The following is a 16134-nucleotide window of genomic DNA, read 5'->3' on the forward strand; positions in this document are numbered from 1 at the left end:
GCAATGAACAGCAATGCGATCCAGCCCTGGAAGCTGAACAGGCTGGTCTCGACCATGCCGTTGCCCACGGTGCAACCGCCGGCCAACGCTGCGCCGACACCCATCAGGATGCCGCCGAAGATGGCGCGCACGGTGGTCTTAGCGTCGGCCACGCGGATGCGGAACTCGCCGGTGGCCTTGGCCGCGATGAAGGATCCGACCAGCAGACCCAGCACGAGCAGGGTGCCCCAGTTCATGAACTTGGCATCGCCGGTGGTGATGAAGTCCACGGTGTGAGCGGACGGGGTGGTGATGCCCAGGCCGCCGTTACGGCCAGCGGCTGCGGACAGCGGCCACGCGATGACGCCCAGCAGGCCGATCATCCACGCGGCGTTGTACACGTGCAGCGGGCGCTTCCAGGCCGGGCGGTTGTTGAGACGGGCCGGCTTGGGGCTGTTGGCTTCCTTGATCATGAAGCGGCGCACCATGATGCCGGTGAAGACGGCCAGGGCGATCGCGAAGATCCACGGGGAAATCCCGAGTGCTGCGGGAACGGTGGTGAGACCGGTGTCCCAGCTGGTCATCCAGGAGTTGAAACCATCCAGCATGCCGCCCTTCATGGCGGACGCGGACAGCGCGTACATGGCCAGGGCCACCCACGAACCGACCAGGCCTTCACCCGAGCGGTACCAGGTGCCGGAGGCGCAACCACCGGCCAGGATGATGCCGATGCCGAACAGGAAGCCACCGATGATCACGGCCGCCGGGGCGAACGTGCTGTATTCGGGGGCGATCACGCCGAGGCTCGTGAGAGCGGCGAGACCAATAGCGTGGACGGAAATCACGATGAGCAGCGCCGCGAACGTGCGCCACGACTTCTGCAGGAAGATGTCCCGCAGCATGCCGGTGACACAGAAGCGACCGCGCTGCATCACGATGCCCAGCACGGCGCCGACAACCAGACCGGTAAGAATCATGTGGTGAACCTGATTTTCAGTAGATGAGGAAGTTGGGAACGCGGAGTCGCGCCCGAAGGATCGCCATCAAGTAAACAGGGGTGTTTCCGCCGGGTCGAGAGGGTTGTAACAAACCGTCACATTCAGGATTCCCCCACGGTCTGGGGGTAATAGGAGTCACGTGGGATTCTGGTCGCGGTGAGAGGCGGGGCTATGTAAGGGTGCGGCCCGTTGGGTTGGTGGGGCGGGCGGCGTCGTCGGTCTCGTTGGTTTCGGGATGGGGCGCCTCGCTGAGGCCCGGGACGTCGCTCGTGTCGACGTCGAAGTAGCGGGACAGGACGCGGGCGATGCCTTCGTCGTCGTGGGAGGTGGTCACCAGGTCGGCCGCTGCCTTGGCCTCGGGGATGCCGTTGCCCATGGCGACGCCGAGCCCCGCGGTGCGCAGCATTCCGATGTCGTTGCCGTTGTCGCCGAACGCCATGACGCGGGACAGCGGGATGCCTTCGGCCTCGCAGTAGTCGGTGATGGCGGAACCCTTGTGGATGCCGGCGGCGGTGGCTTCCAAGTACAAGGGCGAGGAGTAGGCCAGTTCTACCTGGTCACCGTATGTCCGGTTGAGCTCGTCCAGCAGCGGATCGGTGATGTCCCGCTCGCCCACGAGGAGCACCTTGGTCGGTTTGACGTCCAGCTCGGTCAGATCGTCGACGTGGCGGATGCTCAGTTTGTTGCTGGTGGCTTCATGCTGCGCGTGGGTGTCGGATGGGTCCTCGACCAGCAGCTCGTCGTCGTGCGGGATCATGACCAAGACGTCATGCCTCTTGGCCACGGCAATCAGCGCCCGAGCAATGTTCAGCGGCATGGGATGGCGGGCGATTTCGCGGTTCGTGGCCTGATCCACCACGATCGAGCCGTTCATTCCCGCGAGCACCAGATCCTGCCCGAGGTTCAGCTTGCTCGCGAGCCCCTTCAGCCCGGGAATCGGGCGGCCCGAGGCCAACATGATGCGCGTCCCGGCCGCGCGCATGGCCTCAAAAGCACGCCGCGTCCCCGGCTGCAGGTCCTTGGTACTGTCCAGCAGGGTGCCGTCCATGTCGAAGGCGACCAGTTGATACTCGGGGGGCATTCTTGGTTCTCCTGTTGCGGTCTACCGCAGTTGCTCACGCGGGACGGGTTGCGGAGCCAGCCCTTGCTGACTCCGCTCAACCCTAATGGCCCCGACTTTGCGCTCAGAACGTCAGGACCAGCCGACCCCGCACGCCGCCCTCCTGCAATCGCTGGTGAGCTTCCGTCGCCTGCTCGGCGGGCAACGTGTCGGCCACTTCCAGGGTGACGACGCCGCTCTCCACCAGTTCGCGCAGCGCGTCCAGCTTGTCGCCGTGATGGTATTCATCACCAACCCAGACAACGTGGAAGGTCAAGTCACTGTCCTCCGGCCCCTGCCAGAAACGCACCGTGGCGAAGCCTCCCCCGGAGCGAACGGCGGGCACTGCGAGCTCGTTCATCACCGCGGCATCGACCAAGCCGTCCACACCGTCCGGGTAGATTTCGCGGACCTTGTCGGGGAAATCATCGCCCCGCTCCACCACATGATCAGCGCCCAAGGCGACCACGCGCTCACGGTCCTTTGGGGCGGCGTCGGCGATCACCGTGAGGCCCTGGAGCTTGGCCAGCTGAACGACGTACCCACCCAGGGTGCCCGCCGCGCCGGTCACGCCCAAGACCTGGCCGGGTTCGAGGTCCAGTTTCTCCAACGCTTGGAGGGCAGTAAGCCCGTTCATGGGCAACGTGCTGGCTTCTTCCAGCGAGCGGCCTTCGGGGATCCTAGCCAGAGAGTCCGCATCCGCGACCAGGTATTCGACGTATGCGCCTCCGTGGCCCCGCAACGGGATCGCGATGGCCATGACGTGATCACCCACGGACCACGGGGAAGTATCCAGCTCCGCCGTGGGCTCGCCGACCTCGTCAATCACACCCGCCGCATCCATCCCCGGGACGTGCGGAGCGGGCAGCTGGGCGGGAGCGCCGTTACCCTGCCGCGTCTCAGTGTCCGTGGGATTGACCGCTGCAGCCTTCACGGCGATCCGAACTTCCCCGGGCCCGGCATGAGGCTCCGGAACGTCGTGGATGTCGAGGACCTCGGGCCCTCCGAATTCTGTAAATCCAATGATTCGCATACTTACGTTAACGACTCAGGTCGACAGGAATTCCTGCGGGACGTTGTGTGCGCGGGAGGTCTAGGCTTGCCTCATGGGTATCCAACGGATGGACAACGTGGCCATCGTCGTCAAGGACCTGGACGGCGCCGTCGACTTCTTCACCGAACTGGGCATGGAACTCGAGGGACGCACACCCATCGAGGGGCTCTTCGCGGATCAGACCGTTGGTATTGACGGGATTCGTAGCGAGATCGCCATGATGCGCACCCCGGACGGGCATGGCCGAGTGGAGCTGACGACGTACCACTCCCCCGCGCTCATCACGCCGGAGCCGCTCGCGCCGGCGCCGAACACCGTGGGGCTGCACCGCATCATGTTCGCGGTCGACGACATCGACGACACCATCGCCCGCCTGCGCACCCACGGCGCCGAGCTTCTGGGCGAGGTCGCCAACTACGAAAATGTCTACCGCCTCTGTTACCTCCGCGGCCCGGAGGGCATCATCGTGGCGCTGGCGGAGCAGATCGGCTAGCCCAGACGGACGGTCCCACCGAAGCCAACATTCCAGTCCGCAAAAGTGCAATTCAGCGGCCTGCTGAGGTACTTTTCGGGACTGGAATGTTCACCGGCCACGCCTCATGCGTGACCGGTCGAGCAGCGTCGCCCGGTGGCCTTGCACACTGGCCGCGGCCCTCAGGTTTCCAGGCACTCCGGAGCCACTTCCGCCGTCCGAAAGTGGCTCCGGAGTGCCTCAAATCTTGTCGGTCGCCTGGGGATGTCTCAGATCTCGCCGGTGCAATGACTCCGCTGGGTTTAATATGACCCCTCGGAGGCTACGCATGACTGAACTACATTTCCGCGAATGGAAAACCCCCGCTGGATTCGCGACATCGGCTGTGATTCCGGAGAAGCTGAGCTGCGGGATCTATGAGCTCTTGTTCACCAACGGAGAGCTCTACGTCGGGCAGACGGTGAATTTCCCAGCAAGATTTTCGAGCCACCGCCGACGGTGGGATGACATTGAGGCGGTCAGGTTCGCGGAAGCGATTCCCGACGAGCTGGATGAGAAGGAACGGGCTGCGATCCGGTCACGGGTCGAGCAGAAGAGACAACTACGCAACAAGACTTTGTTGTCCCAGCCAGTAGGGCCCTCACCATTGGACCTCATCGTTGATCCCCAGGCACAAGCCGAATGGTTGCAGCATGATGCGCGTTCAGAACCGCCCGGGGTGGACCCTGAACGCATCACTCTGGCCCAGCGACGCATCAAGTCCAGGGTCAAATTCGAAAAGCTCCGTCAACACTCGGAATTCACGAAGGTTCTCAATTCGGTGGCAACCTACGTGTCTCAAGTGATCGTTTGGCCACAGGAAACCGAGGGAAGGCAGTGGAGCCTCACGGCCCTTCCTAGTACTGCTAAACACAAAACCAACCGGCGACTCATGACTTTGAGCATCCAGAACGTGGAAGTCCTGGTCATGGGCGAACAGTACTGGGAAGACGAAAACATTTGGGAGCCATACACCTTCATCAATACGGCTGTGATGCCAGAAATCCCACAAGAGGTGGCTCAGGTAACCGCGGTCTCGACCTCTTACCGATCTGCCGGGCCAGTTCACCAAATCTTCGCTGCCGGCACCGACGTCACTCCCTTGATCCTCAACATTCCCGAGGTCTTGCAGGCCGCCCGCCAGTTGGCCATGGGACAGCTCCGCAAAGGGTCGTCAGTTCTGGCGCGGCACCACAATGACTCCTTCGCCGATGAAGTCTTCGCCGCAATGGACCTCTGACGATTGCCCAGAACAGTACTGCGATAGTTACATCTGGATGTAACTATCGCAGTACCCAAAGGCTCCCCGGCAAGGCAACTTGAGGTACACCTCAAAGTGGAGATTCCAGTCACCCCGGAGCCACTTCCGCTGTCCTCAAGCGGCTCGGGAGTGCCTCAAATCTTGCCGGTGGCCTGGGGATGTCTCAGATCTTCCGGGTGGATACCGTCTCCAACATCCCAGTCCGCAAAAGTGCATTTCAGAGGCCTCATGAGGCATTTTTCGGGACTGGAATGTTCAGCAAGGAAGGCTCACGCCAAATCCGTACCCGTTTCACGCACGCCCAGCGCCCACACCTCTTCAGCCCCCACGGCAGAACGCCCGCGGCGCGAAACCTCCTGAACCTCCGGCTTACCCCGCCACTTCATGAACCCGTCCGGACCGATATAGCTCAGCGGTGGGTGGTCTCCCACAGCAGCCTCGGCCAGGGGCAAAGCGCCATCCTCTGCAGACTGTGAGAACGGCGAGGTGACCGCGACGATCGCCCGATCCAGCAGTTTGCTACCCGTGACGTTCTGAATCCCTGTCGCCGCCCAACCGGGATGAGCGAGCGTCACCGGCACGCGCGATCCGAGCCGTTCCTGTAGCGCCCGGGCCCACAGCATGTCGCACAGTTTGGACTGGGCATAGGCACTCATGGGGTTCCACCGGCGTGAGCGGAAATGCGGATCATCCAGGTCCACTCGCCCCACCTTGTACGAGTCCGACCCCGTGATCACGATTCGCTCACGCACCCGGTCAGCCACCAAGTTGGTCAGCGCGAAAGGTCCCAGGAAGTTGGTACCGAGCAGCAGCTCGAACCCATCAGCTGTCTCGCGTCGGCGGGGAGAAACAGCGCCGGCATTGTTCACGAGCACGTCAATGTCGGTCGTCAACGATTCCGCAAATCGGTGCACGGAAGCAAGGTCCGCAAGATCCATGTGCGGCGTCTCGACACTCCCCGCGCCTTTCCCAGCGGCCGCCACTAACGACGCCGCTTTCTCCCGATTCCGCGCCGGTGCCACTACCCTCCCACCAGCCGCAGCCACCGCGAGCGCTAGCTCCCTGCCGATCCCGCTGGTCGCGCCAGTGATGAGCCAGGTGCGACCCGATTGGTCAGGGAGATCGAGGGTGGTCAACGGTACTGGATCCATACCCCAACGGTAGGCGGCACGATCGGATTCTGGCCATTGAGCCGTGGCTCGACCGAGAGCGGTTCGCACCGTAATGATCGAACTGGGTCTATGGATTCGGATAAAGCGTTCGGAAACCCAAACGAATGCTCGTCCTGTATGCCTCAGGAAGATTGAACGGGAGGTCTTCAACCTCGAACCACTGCAGAGTGATGTGTTCATCGCTCAGATCTAGGTGGTTAGTCGATGAAGCCTCTGCTGCGTAAACAACGAGGGCAACCTTCTTGGTCGGAACGGGTTCGAAGAGTGTTGCATGTGCAAGGTGCAGTTCCTCTATAACCAGTCCGGTTTCTTCGAGAGTCTCCCGGCGGACGGTTTCTTCCAGGGACTCATCATCGGCGGTTGGCCACCCTCCGACGAGTTCCCACTCATCGCGTGCGTTCAAGGCGAGTAGGGTCTTGGCACCGTCGAAGATCGCGACTTTCACACTCGTGTGGATGAAGTACCATCCCGTCTCGGCATCGATCATGCGTGCTCCTCCAATCGTTGGCGCAGTCGTTGGAGACCCTGTCCGATGAACTGAAGATATCCATCACGCTCCACATCCAGCAGCGCTGATTCTCCTTCTTCGAGATGTTTTCGAGCGTCGTCCAGCCGCCCCATCCGCAAGTAACCGTCCCCCACGTTCAAGTGCAGGCTCGGCGCGAATCCCTTGGCGTTGGGAACACCGATCGGGGCGAGATCGGTATCAGAAACATCATCGAATTCAGCAAGAGCGCGCTCATCCCACTCCACCTCTGCGGCGACATCGGATTGCAGGTCAGCCAGGTAATGAGCAATGACGCATCGTCGCGCGTGATCGGACGGCATGGTCTGAGACCAGCACCTCCGCAGCGTTTGTTCACCCAGCTCTTTGTCGCCGCTCAACGTCAGCTGAACAGCGTCCAGAACTGCACCCCATTCACTCATTGAGCCAGTATCCCCTTCACCCGCGCAACGGACCCGCAATCGGATCGACGTTGCGACCCTCACAGCCGAGCCGCTGCAAACTGGTTGACGGTAGAGCCTCAGAATTCGATTCCTGAGGTCGGTGCGTCGACCACGGTGCAGGCCGCTCGGCGAGGTGGGTCTTTACGTCGATCACGGTGCACGCGTGGCAGCGATGAAGGTTCTAACGTCGACCAGGGTGCATCGATCAGATCAGCTGTGGTCTTACGTCGATTCGTGTGCAGGCACCGCAGGGTCGAGGGTCCGAACGTCGATCAGGGTGCAGTGATGCGCACCGCGAAGGTCCTAGTGTTGATCAGATTGCGATGACTGGCCTGCACGGGCCTCGTATTTGCGATCGAACTTCTCCGTGACCACGTATAAAGCGGCCACTCCTAAACCCATGACCACCCGCGGATACGGCACACGCAGCTTGCGCAGTCCGCGCTCGGCGGCGTCATCGAACCAGAACGAGAACCGGAACACGCCATAGGTGCATGCCGCCACAGCCGTGGCAAGACCAATCCGCATCACCGGGTTGCTGACTACATTCTCGAAGTCCGGTTTCGACGCATCGACCTTCCCGGTGCTGGTGCGTCCGGTGCCTGCGTCCTCGACGCTGCCACCGTGGACATTCACAGTCTCGGCGTCAACGTCCTCGAGGGCAGCAGCCTTCTCGGAACCGGTCTTACCCGTCGTCAGTTCCTGAAGTTTCGACGCGACACCCGGAACCGCCATGACCGTGAAGATTCCCGCCGTCGATCCCCAGGTCAAAGTGTGACGCAACCATGCCGGGTATTTCCGCGCTGGGATGAGGGTGAATGCCCCGCCGGCGATCGCCTGAATCCACACAGTGTTCATACTGGTCATCTTCGTCTCAGCCATGCATCCACCCTAGAACCTGCCCGCGGCGCAGTCAGCCCTCCATTGGCACCGAGCGCACCACCTTGGCCGGGGAACCGACCACCACGGAATTGGCGGGAACATCCTTGGTGACCACGGAGGCTGCGGCGACCACAGCGCCGTCGCCAATCGTGACGCCGGGCAGGACCGTGACGTTCGAACCCAGCCACACCCGCTTGCCAATCACAATGGGAGCGGGGTGCATGTCAGCGCGGCGGGCGGGATCCATGTCGTGGTTGAGTGTCGCAAGCAGGGCGTTGTGGCCGATCAGCGAATCATCGCCGATGGTGACCCCGCCCTGGTCCTGGAACTTGCACCCGGAGTTGATGAAGATCCGCTCGCCCAGGGTGATGTTTTTGCCGAAGTCGGTGTAGAACGGCGGGAACAGCGCCACCGATTCGTGTACCGGCTTGCCAATCAACTGCGCCAGCAGCTCGAGCACGCGCGTGGGTTCGTGGTAGCTGCCATTGAGTTCCGCGGTCACGCGCAGCGCGTCCTGGCTGGCCCGGTGCATCACGGCGTGCAATGGCGAGCCGCCGGTAATAGTTTCGCCGGCGTTGAGTGCGTCGAGCAGATCGTCGAGTTCCATGATTCGTCTCCTGAACGTCAGGGCTTGAGCAGCACCTTGATGGCCTTACGTTCGTCCATGGCCTGGTACCCCTCGGCGGCACGGTCGAGCGGAAGTTCGAGGTCAAAGACCTTGCCCGGTTCGATCTTGCGATCCCAGATCAGCTGGATCAACTCGGGCAGGAACCGCCGCACCGGCGCGGGCCCGCCGTGCAGGTGCACCAGCCCGAAGAACAGTTCCAGGCCGTTGAGCAAGACGTCGTGCGAGACGCCCACGTAGCCCACATGCCCGCCGGGCCGGGTCGACTGGACAGCCTGCATCATGGATTCCTGGGTGCCCACAGCCTCGATCACGCTGTCCGCGCCCAGCCCGTCGGTGAGCTCCTTGATTTTCTCGACGCCGGCCTCGCCACGCTCCTCCACGATGTCCGTGGCCCCGAATTCCTTGGCGAGCTTCTGGCGGGATTCGTGACGGCTCATCGCGATGATTTTCTCCGCTCCCAGTTGCTTGGCGGCCAGCACTGCCATGAGGCCGACGGCGCCGTCCCCGACTACCGCAACAGACTTGCCCGGTCCCACCTCGGCTGCCACAGCTCCGAACCATCCGGTTCCCAGCACGTCAGAGGCGGCGAGCAACGAGGGGATCAGATCGTCGTCGGGCTGGCCCGGGGTGGCGACCAGAGTGCCGTCGGCGTAGGGAATGCGCGCGTACTCGGCCTGGGTCCCAATCTGGCCATCGACGAAAATGCCGTTGACACAGCGGGACTGGTACCCGTTGGTGCAGATGGGGCACGTGTTGTCCGAGATGACGAACGAGCCGACCACGAAATCTCCGGGCTTCACGGTCTTGACGTCGTCACCGATCTGCTCGACCACTCCCACGTATTCGTGACCCATGAGCTGGTTCTCGGCGGGGTCTGCGCCGCGGTAGGGCCACAAGTCGGAACCGCATACGCACGCGGCGACGATCTTGATGACCGCGTCCGTGGGTTCCTGGATGGTGGGATCTTCGCGTTCTTCCACCCGGACGTCGCCCGGTCCGTGCAGTACTACTCCGCGCATGGTGCTCTCCTCAAAATCTTGGTCAGTGGTTTGATAGTCACAGTTGAAGTTCACTTCAAGTCAAGGACCCGGCAAAAGTTTTTGGAGACGCCATGACCTACACCATCGGAGAGACCGCAGAACTACTGGGTGTTCCGGCCTCGACCATGCGCTACTACGACAAGGAGGGGTTGCTCCCGGAGCTGTCCCGCGGCGCCGGCGGACGACGAGCGTTCGAAGACAAGGACCTCGAGGCCCTCAAAGTCATCGACTGCCTGAAGCAATCCGGGCTTCACATCAGCGAGATTCGCCAATTCATGCAGTGGTACCAGCAAGGTGATGAGACGCTCAAGCAGCGCCAGGAGCTGTTCCAGAACTGCCGGACCTCGGTACTCGAACAAATGGAACAGCTCCAACGCACCCTGGAGATCGTCGAGTACAAGTGCTGGTACTACGAAGCGGCCACAAGCCTCGGCTCCGAGCAAGCCGTCATTGACCTCCCGGAGGACCAGATTCCCGCGCGCATCCGGGGTTATAGGGACCGGCTCGAGGTCTGAGTGAAGAGCCCTGCCCAGCCCCGGTCGCGGCCCCGCTCAGTCCCAGTCCCGGTCTCAGTCGCGGCGCCGGACCAACAGGTCCAAGGAGAAACGCGGCAAGACGCAGAAACCCGGAAACGCGGAGCTATTGCGCCTGGTCACATTTCCCGACCTGGGTTTATCGAACGGCATCCGTGTGTTTTCATGGAATGTCATCGATTTGTGAAGGTCCCCCATGACGATTTCCCGCCGAACCCTCGCGAAAGGCACGGTCTGGGCCGCACCGGTAGTCATGGTCTCCGCTGCCGCCCCGGCCATTGCCGCCTCGCCTCAATGCCAGCGCTTCGTGAGTGGACAGCCCCTGCCCGCAGCTGCGTTCGAGGTCACCTACATCAACATCACCAACGAAACCCTGGGTGATCTGGTCTCCAACAAGCGGGTGTATCTGGACTTCGGTTTCAAGATCAGCGCGGATGCCGCAGCATGCGGAGTCACCTCGGGGTCGATCAACTCTGGCAACGGAGGTGGTACGTCACGGTTCAGGCTGTCCAACGGCAACACATACGACGTCACCAACGGAACGGCCGTTGCGGCCAACGGAACCGTGGGGCGCACTGACGGAACCTGCCAAGGCGGACTGAACGGGACTCAAGCGTGCGGCACCACGTTCGCCTCGCCCTATAACGTTCTGGACTCCAAAAGCACCAGTTCCTCCCGGGTCACGGCCGTTTCCCTGTACCGGACAGTAACCGTGCAGGGCTACGGCACCAGCGTCATCTACCTCAACGCCACCGCGTTCCCCTCCAGCGGGAGCACCCGTCGAGGCTCGGGATTCAGCGTCACCCCGGCGCCACTTTTCTGACGACGACGCCGCTCTCCCCCTTCACCTCGCGCCTCACCTCAGCGAGCGCGGAACCACCCAACGGCCGCCTGCTGTCTGAGTCACGGACCGCCTCACGAACCAGACGTCCGCGCTCCCTCGAACACCCGCAGCAGATCCGCGGCAACACTCACCGCAATGGCCGCAGGCTCCTTACCGGGGATCCCCGGCACGCCGATGGGACACGAGATCTGGTCGATGGCGGCGTCGTCGTGACCTTCGTCGCGCAACCGCTTGCGGAAACGCGACCATTTGGCGGACGACCCGATCAGCCCCACCGTGCCCAGGTCGCCGCGGCGCAGGGCGGCATCGCACAGAATGAAATCCTCTGAATGGTCGTGACTCATGATCAGCACGTGCGCCCCGGCAGGCAGCTCGGCGAGCGTGGATTCCGGCACAGGGCTGTGCCGGAGGTGGACCTGAGCGGTGCCGTTGGTGACGTCGGCGAACCGGGCAGGGTCCAACTGATCGGCCCGGCTGTCCACCAGGTGCAGTTGAAGCGGGAACCGGGACAGCACCCGCGCCAACTCGTAACCCACGTGCCCCACGCCGAAGATCGCGACCGACGGCCGCGCCTGCTGCGGTTCGAGCAGCACGGTGACCACGCCGCCACAGCATTGTCGGCCGTGCTCCACGGTGGCGTGCTCGTTGAGGGAAAACGTCATGGTCTCGGGCTCCGACGCACCCGAGCTCAGCAACTCACGGGCGCGCTCGATCACCGTCGCTTCCAGATTTCCGCCACCCACGGTGTCCCAAGTCTGCGACTCACCCACGACCATCTTGGCCCCGGGTGCCCTGGGGGCGTGCCCGCGCACCTCGGTCACGGTGACGAGCACACCCCCGGCCCCCTCCCCGCGCAGGCACTGCAGAGCGTCCAACCAGTCCATGTCAGTCATCCACGTCAGATGGGCAGCCGTCAGCGCGTGGCTGCGGCGGTGGCGTCCGGTGAGTCCTCGGCGGCACTCGTCGAGCGAGCTTCCGCTGAAGTCGCCTCGGTCGACGCCGCTTCGCCAGCAGACACGCCCGTCGCCGACGACGCCGCTCGGTCCCGTCGAGAAGCCGGCGGCTGGGAAGCGCCGTCGTCTGACCGACCCCGGCCCGAAGCGAGCGGCCGCTTCGCGCCGTCGTCCGCGAGCGCCCGCCGTGCGTCCTGAACTGCCCAGAACACGGCCTCGGGAGTGGCCGGGCTGGCGAGCTCGACACTGTGCCCCTCCGGCCCGAACGCCGCCGCGGCCTGCCGCAACGCCTCGCGCACGCTGAACGCCAACATCAGCGGGGGCTCCCCCACGGCCTTGGAGCCATAGACAACGCCGCTCTCGGTCGCCTTCTCGAACAGGTGCACGTTGAACTCTTCGGGCATCTCCGAGAAACTCGGCAGCTTGTACGTGCTCGCGGCCTGGGTGGTGAGGCGACCTCGGGAGGGGCCGTCGGAATCGTCCCAGCGCAGTTCCTCGAGCGTGAGCCAGCCGGCGCCCTGCACGAATCCACCCTCGATCTGCCCGATGTCGATCAGCGGGGACAGGCTGTCGCCCACGTCGTGCACGATGTCCGTCCGCAGCATCCGATACGCACCGGTGAACCCGTCCACCTCCACCTCAGACACGGACGCCCCGTACGAGAAGTACTTGAACGGCTCGCCCTGCATCCGGTCCGCGTCCCAGTGCAGCCCCTCGGTGCGGTAGTAGCCGGCGGCCCACAGGGAGATCCGCTGGAAATAGGCATCGTGCACGAGTTCAGCGAAGGGCATGTCCCGGTCGTGAAAACCGATGCCGGTAACCTTGCCGTCGACGAACCGCACGTCGTCGGGATGGATGTTGAACTTGCGCGCGGCGACCTCGGCCAGCCGATCGCGTATCTGCTCGCATGCGTTCTTGACCGCCCCACCGTTGAGGTCCGCGCCGGAACTGGCCGCCGTCGCGGAGGTGTTGGGCACCTTGTCCGTGCGCGTGGGCGCCAGTCGAACCGTTTCCAGCGGCACGCCCAGTGCGGTGGCCGCGACCTGTCGCATCTTGGTGTGCAGCCCCTGGCCCATCTCCGTGCCGCCGTGGTTGATGAGCACGGAGCCGTCCTTGTAGACGTGCACGAGCGCGCCGGCCTGGTTGAACGCGGTGAGGTTGAACGAGATGCCGAACTTCACCGGGGTCACCGCGAGCGCGCGGCGAGTATCGGTGTGGGTTGCGTTGAATTCTTCGATGTCACGACGCCGCTCGCGCACGTCCGCGCGCTGGTGCACCTGGTTCCAAATCTCGGCCAAGCGCTCGGCGTGCCGCACCGGCTGACCGTAGGGCGTGCTCTGCCCCGAGACGTAGAGGTTGCGGGCGCGTAGTTCGGTGGGATCCAGGCCGAGCAGCGGTGCGCAGCGGCCCAGGATGTCCTCGGTCACCAACATGCCCTGCGGCCCGCCGAACCCACGGAAGGCGGTCTGCGAGGTCTTGTTCGTCTTCACGATCCGCCCGTTGACCTCCACGTGAGGGATCCAATAGGCGTTGTCGATATGGCACAGTGTCCGCTGCATCACCGGCTCCGAGAGGTCAAGGCTCCAGCCGCCGTCGCTGGTGACGGTGGCGCGCAGTGCTTGGAGGCGGCCGTCGTCGTCGAAGGCCACGTCCCATTCCGCGAGGTACGGGTGGCGCTTGCCGGAAAGGGTGATGTCCTGGTTGCGGGTCAGCCGCAGCCGAACGGGCCGTCCGGTCAGCGTCGCCCCCAGCGCGGCAATCGCGGCGAAACCGTGCGGCTGCATTTCCTTACCGCCGAAGCCCCCGCCCATGCGCAGGCACTGCACCGTAACGTCATGGTTGTCCAGTCCCAACACGTGGGCGACGATTTCCTGGGTCTCGGTGGGGTGCTGCGTGCTGCACTGAACGAACACCTGCCCACCCTCGTCCACGTACGCCAACGACGCGTGGGTCTCCAGGTAGAAGTGTTCCTGCCCGCCGAACTCGAACTCCCCACTGAAACGGTGGGTTCCGTTGGCCAGGCCGGTTTCGACGTCGCCGCGACTCACCGTGGGTTGGCGGCCCTGGAAACTGTCTGCGGCAATGGCTTCCCTGACGGTGATCAAGGACGGCAAGGGTTCGTACTGGACCTCAATGGCTTCCGCGCCGAGGCGCGCTGCTTCCAGACTTTCGCCAAGCACCCAGCACACCGCGTGGCCGTAGAACATGACCTCGCTGGGGAACAGGGGTTCATCATGCTTGATGCCGGCGTCGTTGACGCCCGGCACGTCCTCAGCCGTCAACACCCGGACCACCCCGGGCACCTCAAGGGCGGGGGCGACGTCCAGGGACGTCACGCGGGCGTGGGCATGCGGGGCCTGCAACGGCCAGGCATGGAGCACGTTCTGGTGGCGGACGATGAGGTCGTCGGTGTAGAGCGCGGTGCCCGTGGCGTGATCGGCTGCGTGTTCGTGAGCGACCGAAACGCCGACCACCGGGTTCTCGGGGCGTTCTGCGAGGGATTTCATCGGGAGACCTCCTGAGCCTGGGCGGGCTGTTCCTGCGCCCAGAACTTGAGCAGGGATTGTTCGAGCATGGCCGAGCGGTAGCGGGAGCTGGCCCGCATGTCATCGATCGGGGTGCCCTGCTGGGCCATCACGGCCGCGGCATTGACCGCAGTTTCGCGGGTCCACGGCTGTCCGATCAGGGTTTCTTCGACCTCACGTGCACGGATCGGGGTGGCGGCCACGCCACCCAGGCCGATGCGCGCGGAGGTGATGCTGGCGGCGTCGTCGATCTGGATCGCGATGGCCACGGCGACGCTCGAGATGTCGTCGAAGCGGCGCTTGGCGATTTTGTAGAACGCGGCGTGGTTGGCGAGCGGCAGCGGGATGCGCAGGGCGCGGATGATTTCGTCCGGACGGCGCACACTTTCGCGGTAGCCGGTGTAGTACTCGGCGAGCGGGACCTCACGTTCCTTGCCCTTGGAGGCGAGCACCACGGAGGTGTCGAGCGCGAGGAGCACCGGGGCGGAGTCGCCGATGGGCGAGCCCGTGCCCAGGTTCCCGCCGAACGTGGCCGCGTTGCGGATCAGGCGGGACGCGAATTGCGGGAAGAGTTGATCGAGCAGGGGCACCCGGCCAGCCAGGCCTCGTTCGACCTCCGACAGGCTCAGCGCGGCGCCGATTTCGATGTGGTCGTCGCTGACGTTGAGGGTGCGCAGCTCGTCGAGGCGGTCCACGGCCAGCACGAGCGGCGGGCGGACGTGGCGGATGTTGACCTCCACGCCGAGGTCGGTGGCGCCTGCGACCAGTCGGACGTCAGGGGCCTCGTCCAGGTGGTTGAAGAGTTCGTCGAGCGTGGCGGGGCGCACGAAGCGCGTGGTCGCCGTATCGATCCGGGTGTAGCTCGGTTTCGGGGCGGGCTGCTCTTGACGACGCCGCAGCAGGTCCGTTTCCTCGGGCTCACCCAGGGCGTAGGCGGCGTCGCGGATGGGGCGGTAGCCGGTGCAGCGGCAGAGGTTGCCGCTCAGGGAGTGCAGGTCAAAGCCGTTGGGTCCGCATTCGTGAGCGGCGGAGTGTTCTTCGCCCTGGACCTCCGTGCCGGATTTCTCGCCGTGGGTGTCATCGGACGGCGTGCGTTCGGGGCGGTAGTACTCCGCGGCCATCGCGCACACGAAGCCGGGGGTGCAGTAGCCGCACTGGGAGCCGCCGCGGGTGGCCATTTCGCGCTGCACCGGATGGAGTTGGCCGGGGCCGCGAGGTCCGGGTGCAGTGCCGAGGCCTTCGGCGGTGACCACTTCCTGCCCGTCGAAGGCGACGGCGGGTGGCAGACACGCGTTGACGGAGGTCCAGCGGGTGCGATCATCGCCGTCCGGCCGTGCGACCAGCACTGCACAGGCGCCGCACTCGCCTTCCGCGCAGCCTTCCTTGGCACCGGTCAGACCCTGGTCGCGCAGGAAATCGAGCAAGCGGGTGTGGGGATTGACGCCGGCGAAGCCGCGTTCGTGGCCGTTGATGGTTAAACGGATCTCGCTCATGGCGCTGAACTCCTCGTGACAAGCCACTGACTGCGACGTGGAGTGGATCCGTCCTCAGCTGTACCGGGAGCTCTCTGGCGCCGAATCAGTGCGATTCTTGGTTGCTCGCCCGGTAGATAGTCCGAATCCGGACCCGCCGTAGGCTGCCTCAAATGTAAGGCAGGTCACTTGGTGGGTGCAAGGCACGAAGTGGAGACGTGCTTCGTCTGAACAG

15 protein-coding genes and 1 pseudogene are annotated in these 16134 nt (G+C 64.1%); 4 read left to right on the forward strand and 12 right to left on the reverse strand.

Going from position 1 to position 16134, the window contains the following annotated elements:
* Nucleotides 1-2 precede the first annotated feature (2 nt).
* The 3 genes and pseudogenes from CKW39_RS15740 to CKW39_RS05140 all read right to left on the reverse strand — a co-directional run.
* Nucleotides 3-956, reverse strand: a pseudogene (locus CKW39_RS15740) (YeeE/YedE thiosulfate transporter family protein); the annotation flags it as partial.
* A 190-nt stretch (nt 957-1146) separates the two neighbouring features.
* Nucleotides 1147-2058: a Cof-type HAD-IIB family hydrolase gene (locus tag CKW39_RS05135; protein ID WP_165189357.1), complete on the reverse strand. Its 912-nt coding sequence runs from the start codon at nt 2056-2058 to the stop codon at nt 1147-1149.
* A gap of 103 nt (nt 2059-2161) precedes the next feature.
* Complete coding sequence (locus CKW39_RS05140; protein ID WP_095797098.1) at nt 2162-3109, reverse strand: NADP-dependent oxidoreductase; 948 nt, start codon at nt 3107-3109, stop codon at nt 2162-2164.
* Nucleotides 3110-3182: 73 nt separating this feature from the next.
* Between CKW39_RS05140 and CKW39_RS05145 the strand changes: the two genes are divergently transcribed.
* Both CKW39_RS05145 and CKW39_RS05150 read left to right on the forward strand, forming a co-directional pair.
* The gene (locus CKW39_RS05145) at nt 3183-3623 is read left to right on the forward strand and encodes a VOC family protein (protein ID WP_095797099.1); all 441 of its coding nucleotides are present in this window, start codon (nt 3183-3185) and stop codon (nt 3621-3623) included.
* Nucleotides 3624-3987: 364 nt separating this feature from the next.
* The gene (locus tag CKW39_RS05150) at nt 3988-4881 is read left to right on the forward strand and encodes a hypothetical protein (protein ID WP_095797100.1); all 894 of its coding nucleotides are present in this window, start codon (nt 3988-3990) and stop codon (nt 4879-4881) included.
* Between the two features lie 290 nt (nt 4882-5171).
* On the opposite strand, the gene CKW39_RS05155 is transcribed toward CKW39_RS05150, so the two are convergent.
* From CKW39_RS05155 to CKW39_RS05180, 6 genes are all read right to left on the reverse strand, one after another.
* Complete coding sequence (locus tag CKW39_RS05155) at nt 5172-6254, reverse strand: SDR family NAD(P)-dependent oxidoreductase (RefSeq protein WP_173674282.1); 1083 nt, start codon at nt 6252-6254, stop codon at nt 5172-5174.
* Complete coding sequence (locus CKW39_RS05160; protein ID WP_095797102.1) at nt 6142-6561, reverse strand: NUDIX domain-containing protein; 420 nt, start codon at nt 6559-6561, stop codon at nt 6142-6144. The genes CKW39_RS05155 and CKW39_RS05160 overlap by 113 nt, the downstream gene beginning before the upstream one ends.
* Entirely contained in the window at nt 6558-7001 is a 444-nt protein-coding gene (locus CKW39_RS05165) for a hypothetical protein (protein WP_095797103.1), read from the reverse strand. Before CKW39_RS05165 ends, CKW39_RS05160 begins: the two co-directional genes overlap by 4 nt.
* Before the next feature lie 324 nt (nt 7002-7325).
* The gene (locus tag CKW39_RS05170; RefSeq protein WP_143469934.1) at nt 7326-7904 is read right to left on the reverse strand and encodes a hypothetical protein; all 579 of its coding nucleotides are present in this window, start codon (nt 7902-7904) and stop codon (nt 7326-7328) included.
* A gap of 31 nt (nt 7905-7935) precedes the next feature.
* Nucleotides 7936-8511, reverse strand: a complete 576-nt coding sequence (locus CKW39_RS05175) for a DapH/DapD/GlmU-related protein (RefSeq protein WP_095797105.1) — start codon at nt 8509-8511, stop codon at nt 7936-7938.
* Nucleotides 8512-8528: 17 nt separating this feature from the next.
* Nucleotides 8529-9551, reverse strand: coding sequence for a zinc-dependent alcohol dehydrogenase family protein (locus CKW39_RS05180; protein ID WP_031272401.1), 1023 nt, complete (start codon nt 9549-9551; stop codon nt 8529-8531).
* Between the two features lie 92 nt (nt 9552-9643).
* Between CKW39_RS05180 and CKW39_RS05185 the strand changes: the two genes are divergently transcribed.
* Both CKW39_RS05185 and CKW39_RS05195 read left to right on the forward strand, forming a co-directional pair.
* Nucleotides 9644-10087, forward strand: a complete 444-nt coding sequence (locus CKW39_RS05185; RefSeq protein ID WP_095797106.1) for a MerR family transcriptional regulator — start codon at nt 9644-9646, stop codon at nt 10085-10087.
* 214 nt (nt 10088-10301) lie between these two features.
* Nucleotides 10302-10928 carry a hypothetical protein gene (locus CKW39_RS05195; RefSeq protein WP_143469935.1) on the forward strand — a complete coding sequence of 209 codons (627 nt, stop codon included), beginning with the start codon at nt 10302-10304 and terminating at the stop codon, nt 10926-10928.
* A 92-nt stretch (nt 10929-11020) separates the two neighbouring features.
* Here CKW39_RS05195 and xdhC read toward each other — a convergent pair whose 3' ends face one another.
* From xdhC to CKW39_RS05210, 3 genes are read right to left on the reverse strand one after another with little or no spacing between them, the layout of a single operon-like run.
* Nucleotides 11021-11833, reverse strand: a complete 813-nt coding sequence (gene xdhC / locus CKW39_RS05200) for a xanthine dehydrogenase accessory protein XdhC (RefSeq protein ID WP_095797109.1) — start codon at nt 11831-11833, stop codon at nt 11021-11023.
* 29 nt (nt 11834-11862) lie between these two features.
* The gene (gene xdhB / locus CKW39_RS05205) at nt 11863-14409 is read right to left on the reverse strand and encodes a xanthine dehydrogenase molybdopterin binding subunit (protein WP_095797110.1); all 2547 of its coding nucleotides are present in this window, start codon (nt 14407-14409) and stop codon (nt 11863-11865) included.
* The gene (locus CKW39_RS05210) at nt 14406-15920 is read right to left on the reverse strand and encodes a xanthine dehydrogenase small subunit (protein ID WP_095797111.1); all 1515 of its coding nucleotides are present in this window, start codon (nt 15918-15920) and stop codon (nt 14406-14408) included. The genes xdhB and CKW39_RS05210 overlap by 4 nt, the downstream gene beginning before the upstream one ends.
* Between the last annotated feature and the right edge of the window lie 214 nt (nt 15921-16134).

The sequence above is a fragment of the Kocuria sp. WRN011 genome (genome assembly GCF_002295155.1).
GTDB lineage: Bacteria > Actinomycetota > Actinomycetes > Actinomycetales > Micrococcaceae > Kocuria > Kocuria carniphila.

Excerpts from the sequence above, each read along its gene's own strand:
- CKW39_RS05195 (WP_143469935.1), top strand. The coding sequence starts at position 10,302 with ATGACGATTTCCCGCCGAACCCTCGCGAAAGGCACGGTCTGGGCCGCA.
- CKW39_RS05185 (WP_095797106.1), top strand. The coding sequence starts at position 9,644 with ATGACCTACACCATCGGAGAGACCGCAGAACTACTGGGTGTTCCGGCC.
- xdhB (WP_095797110.1), bottom strand. The coding sequence starts at position 14,409 with ATGAAATCCCTCGCAGAACGCCCCGAGAACCCGGTGGTCGGCGTTTCG.
- CKW39_RS05160 (WP_095797102.1), bottom strand. The coding sequence starts at position 6,561 with ATGATCGATGCCGAGACGGGATGGTACTTCATCCACACGAGTGTGAAA.
- CKW39_RS05145 (WP_095797099.1), top strand. The coding sequence starts at position 3,183 with ATGGGTATCCAACGGATGGACAACGTGGCCATCGTCGTCAAGGACCTG.
- CKW39_RS05170 (WP_143469934.1), bottom strand. The coding sequence starts at position 7,904 with ATGGCTGAGACGAAGATGACCAGTATGAACACTGTGTGGATTCAGGCG.
- CKW39_RS05140 (WP_095797098.1), bottom strand. The coding sequence starts at position 3,109 with ATGCGAATCATTGGATTTACAGAATTCGGAGGGCCCGAGGTCCTCGAC.
- CKW39_RS05210 (WP_095797111.1), bottom strand. The coding sequence starts at position 15,920 with ATGAGCGAGATCCGTTTAACCATCAACGGCCACGAACGCGGCTTCGCC.
- CKW39_RS05155 (WP_173674282.1), bottom strand. The coding sequence starts at position 6,254 with ATGAACACATCACTCTGCAGTGGTTCGAGGTTGAAGACCTCCCGTTCA.
- CKW39_RS05180 (WP_031272401.1), bottom strand. The coding sequence starts at position 9,551 with ATGCGCGGAGTAGTACTGCACGGACCGGGCGACGTCCGGGTGGAAGAA.
- xdhC (WP_095797109.1), bottom strand. The coding sequence starts at position 11,833 with ATGGACTGGTTGGACGCTCTGCAGTGCCTGCGCGGGGAGGGGGCCGGG.
- CKW39_RS05175 (WP_095797105.1), bottom strand. The coding sequence starts at position 8,511 with ATGGAACTCGACGATCTGCTCGACGCACTCAACGCCGGCGAAACTATT.
- CKW39_RS05165 (WP_095797103.1), bottom strand. The coding sequence starts at position 7,001 with ATGAGTGAATGGGGTGCAGTTCTGGACGCTGTTCAGCTGACGTTGAGC.
- CKW39_RS05135 (WP_165189357.1), bottom strand. The coding sequence starts at position 2,058 with ATGCCCCCCGAGTATCAACTGGTCGCCTTCGACATGGACGGCACCCTG.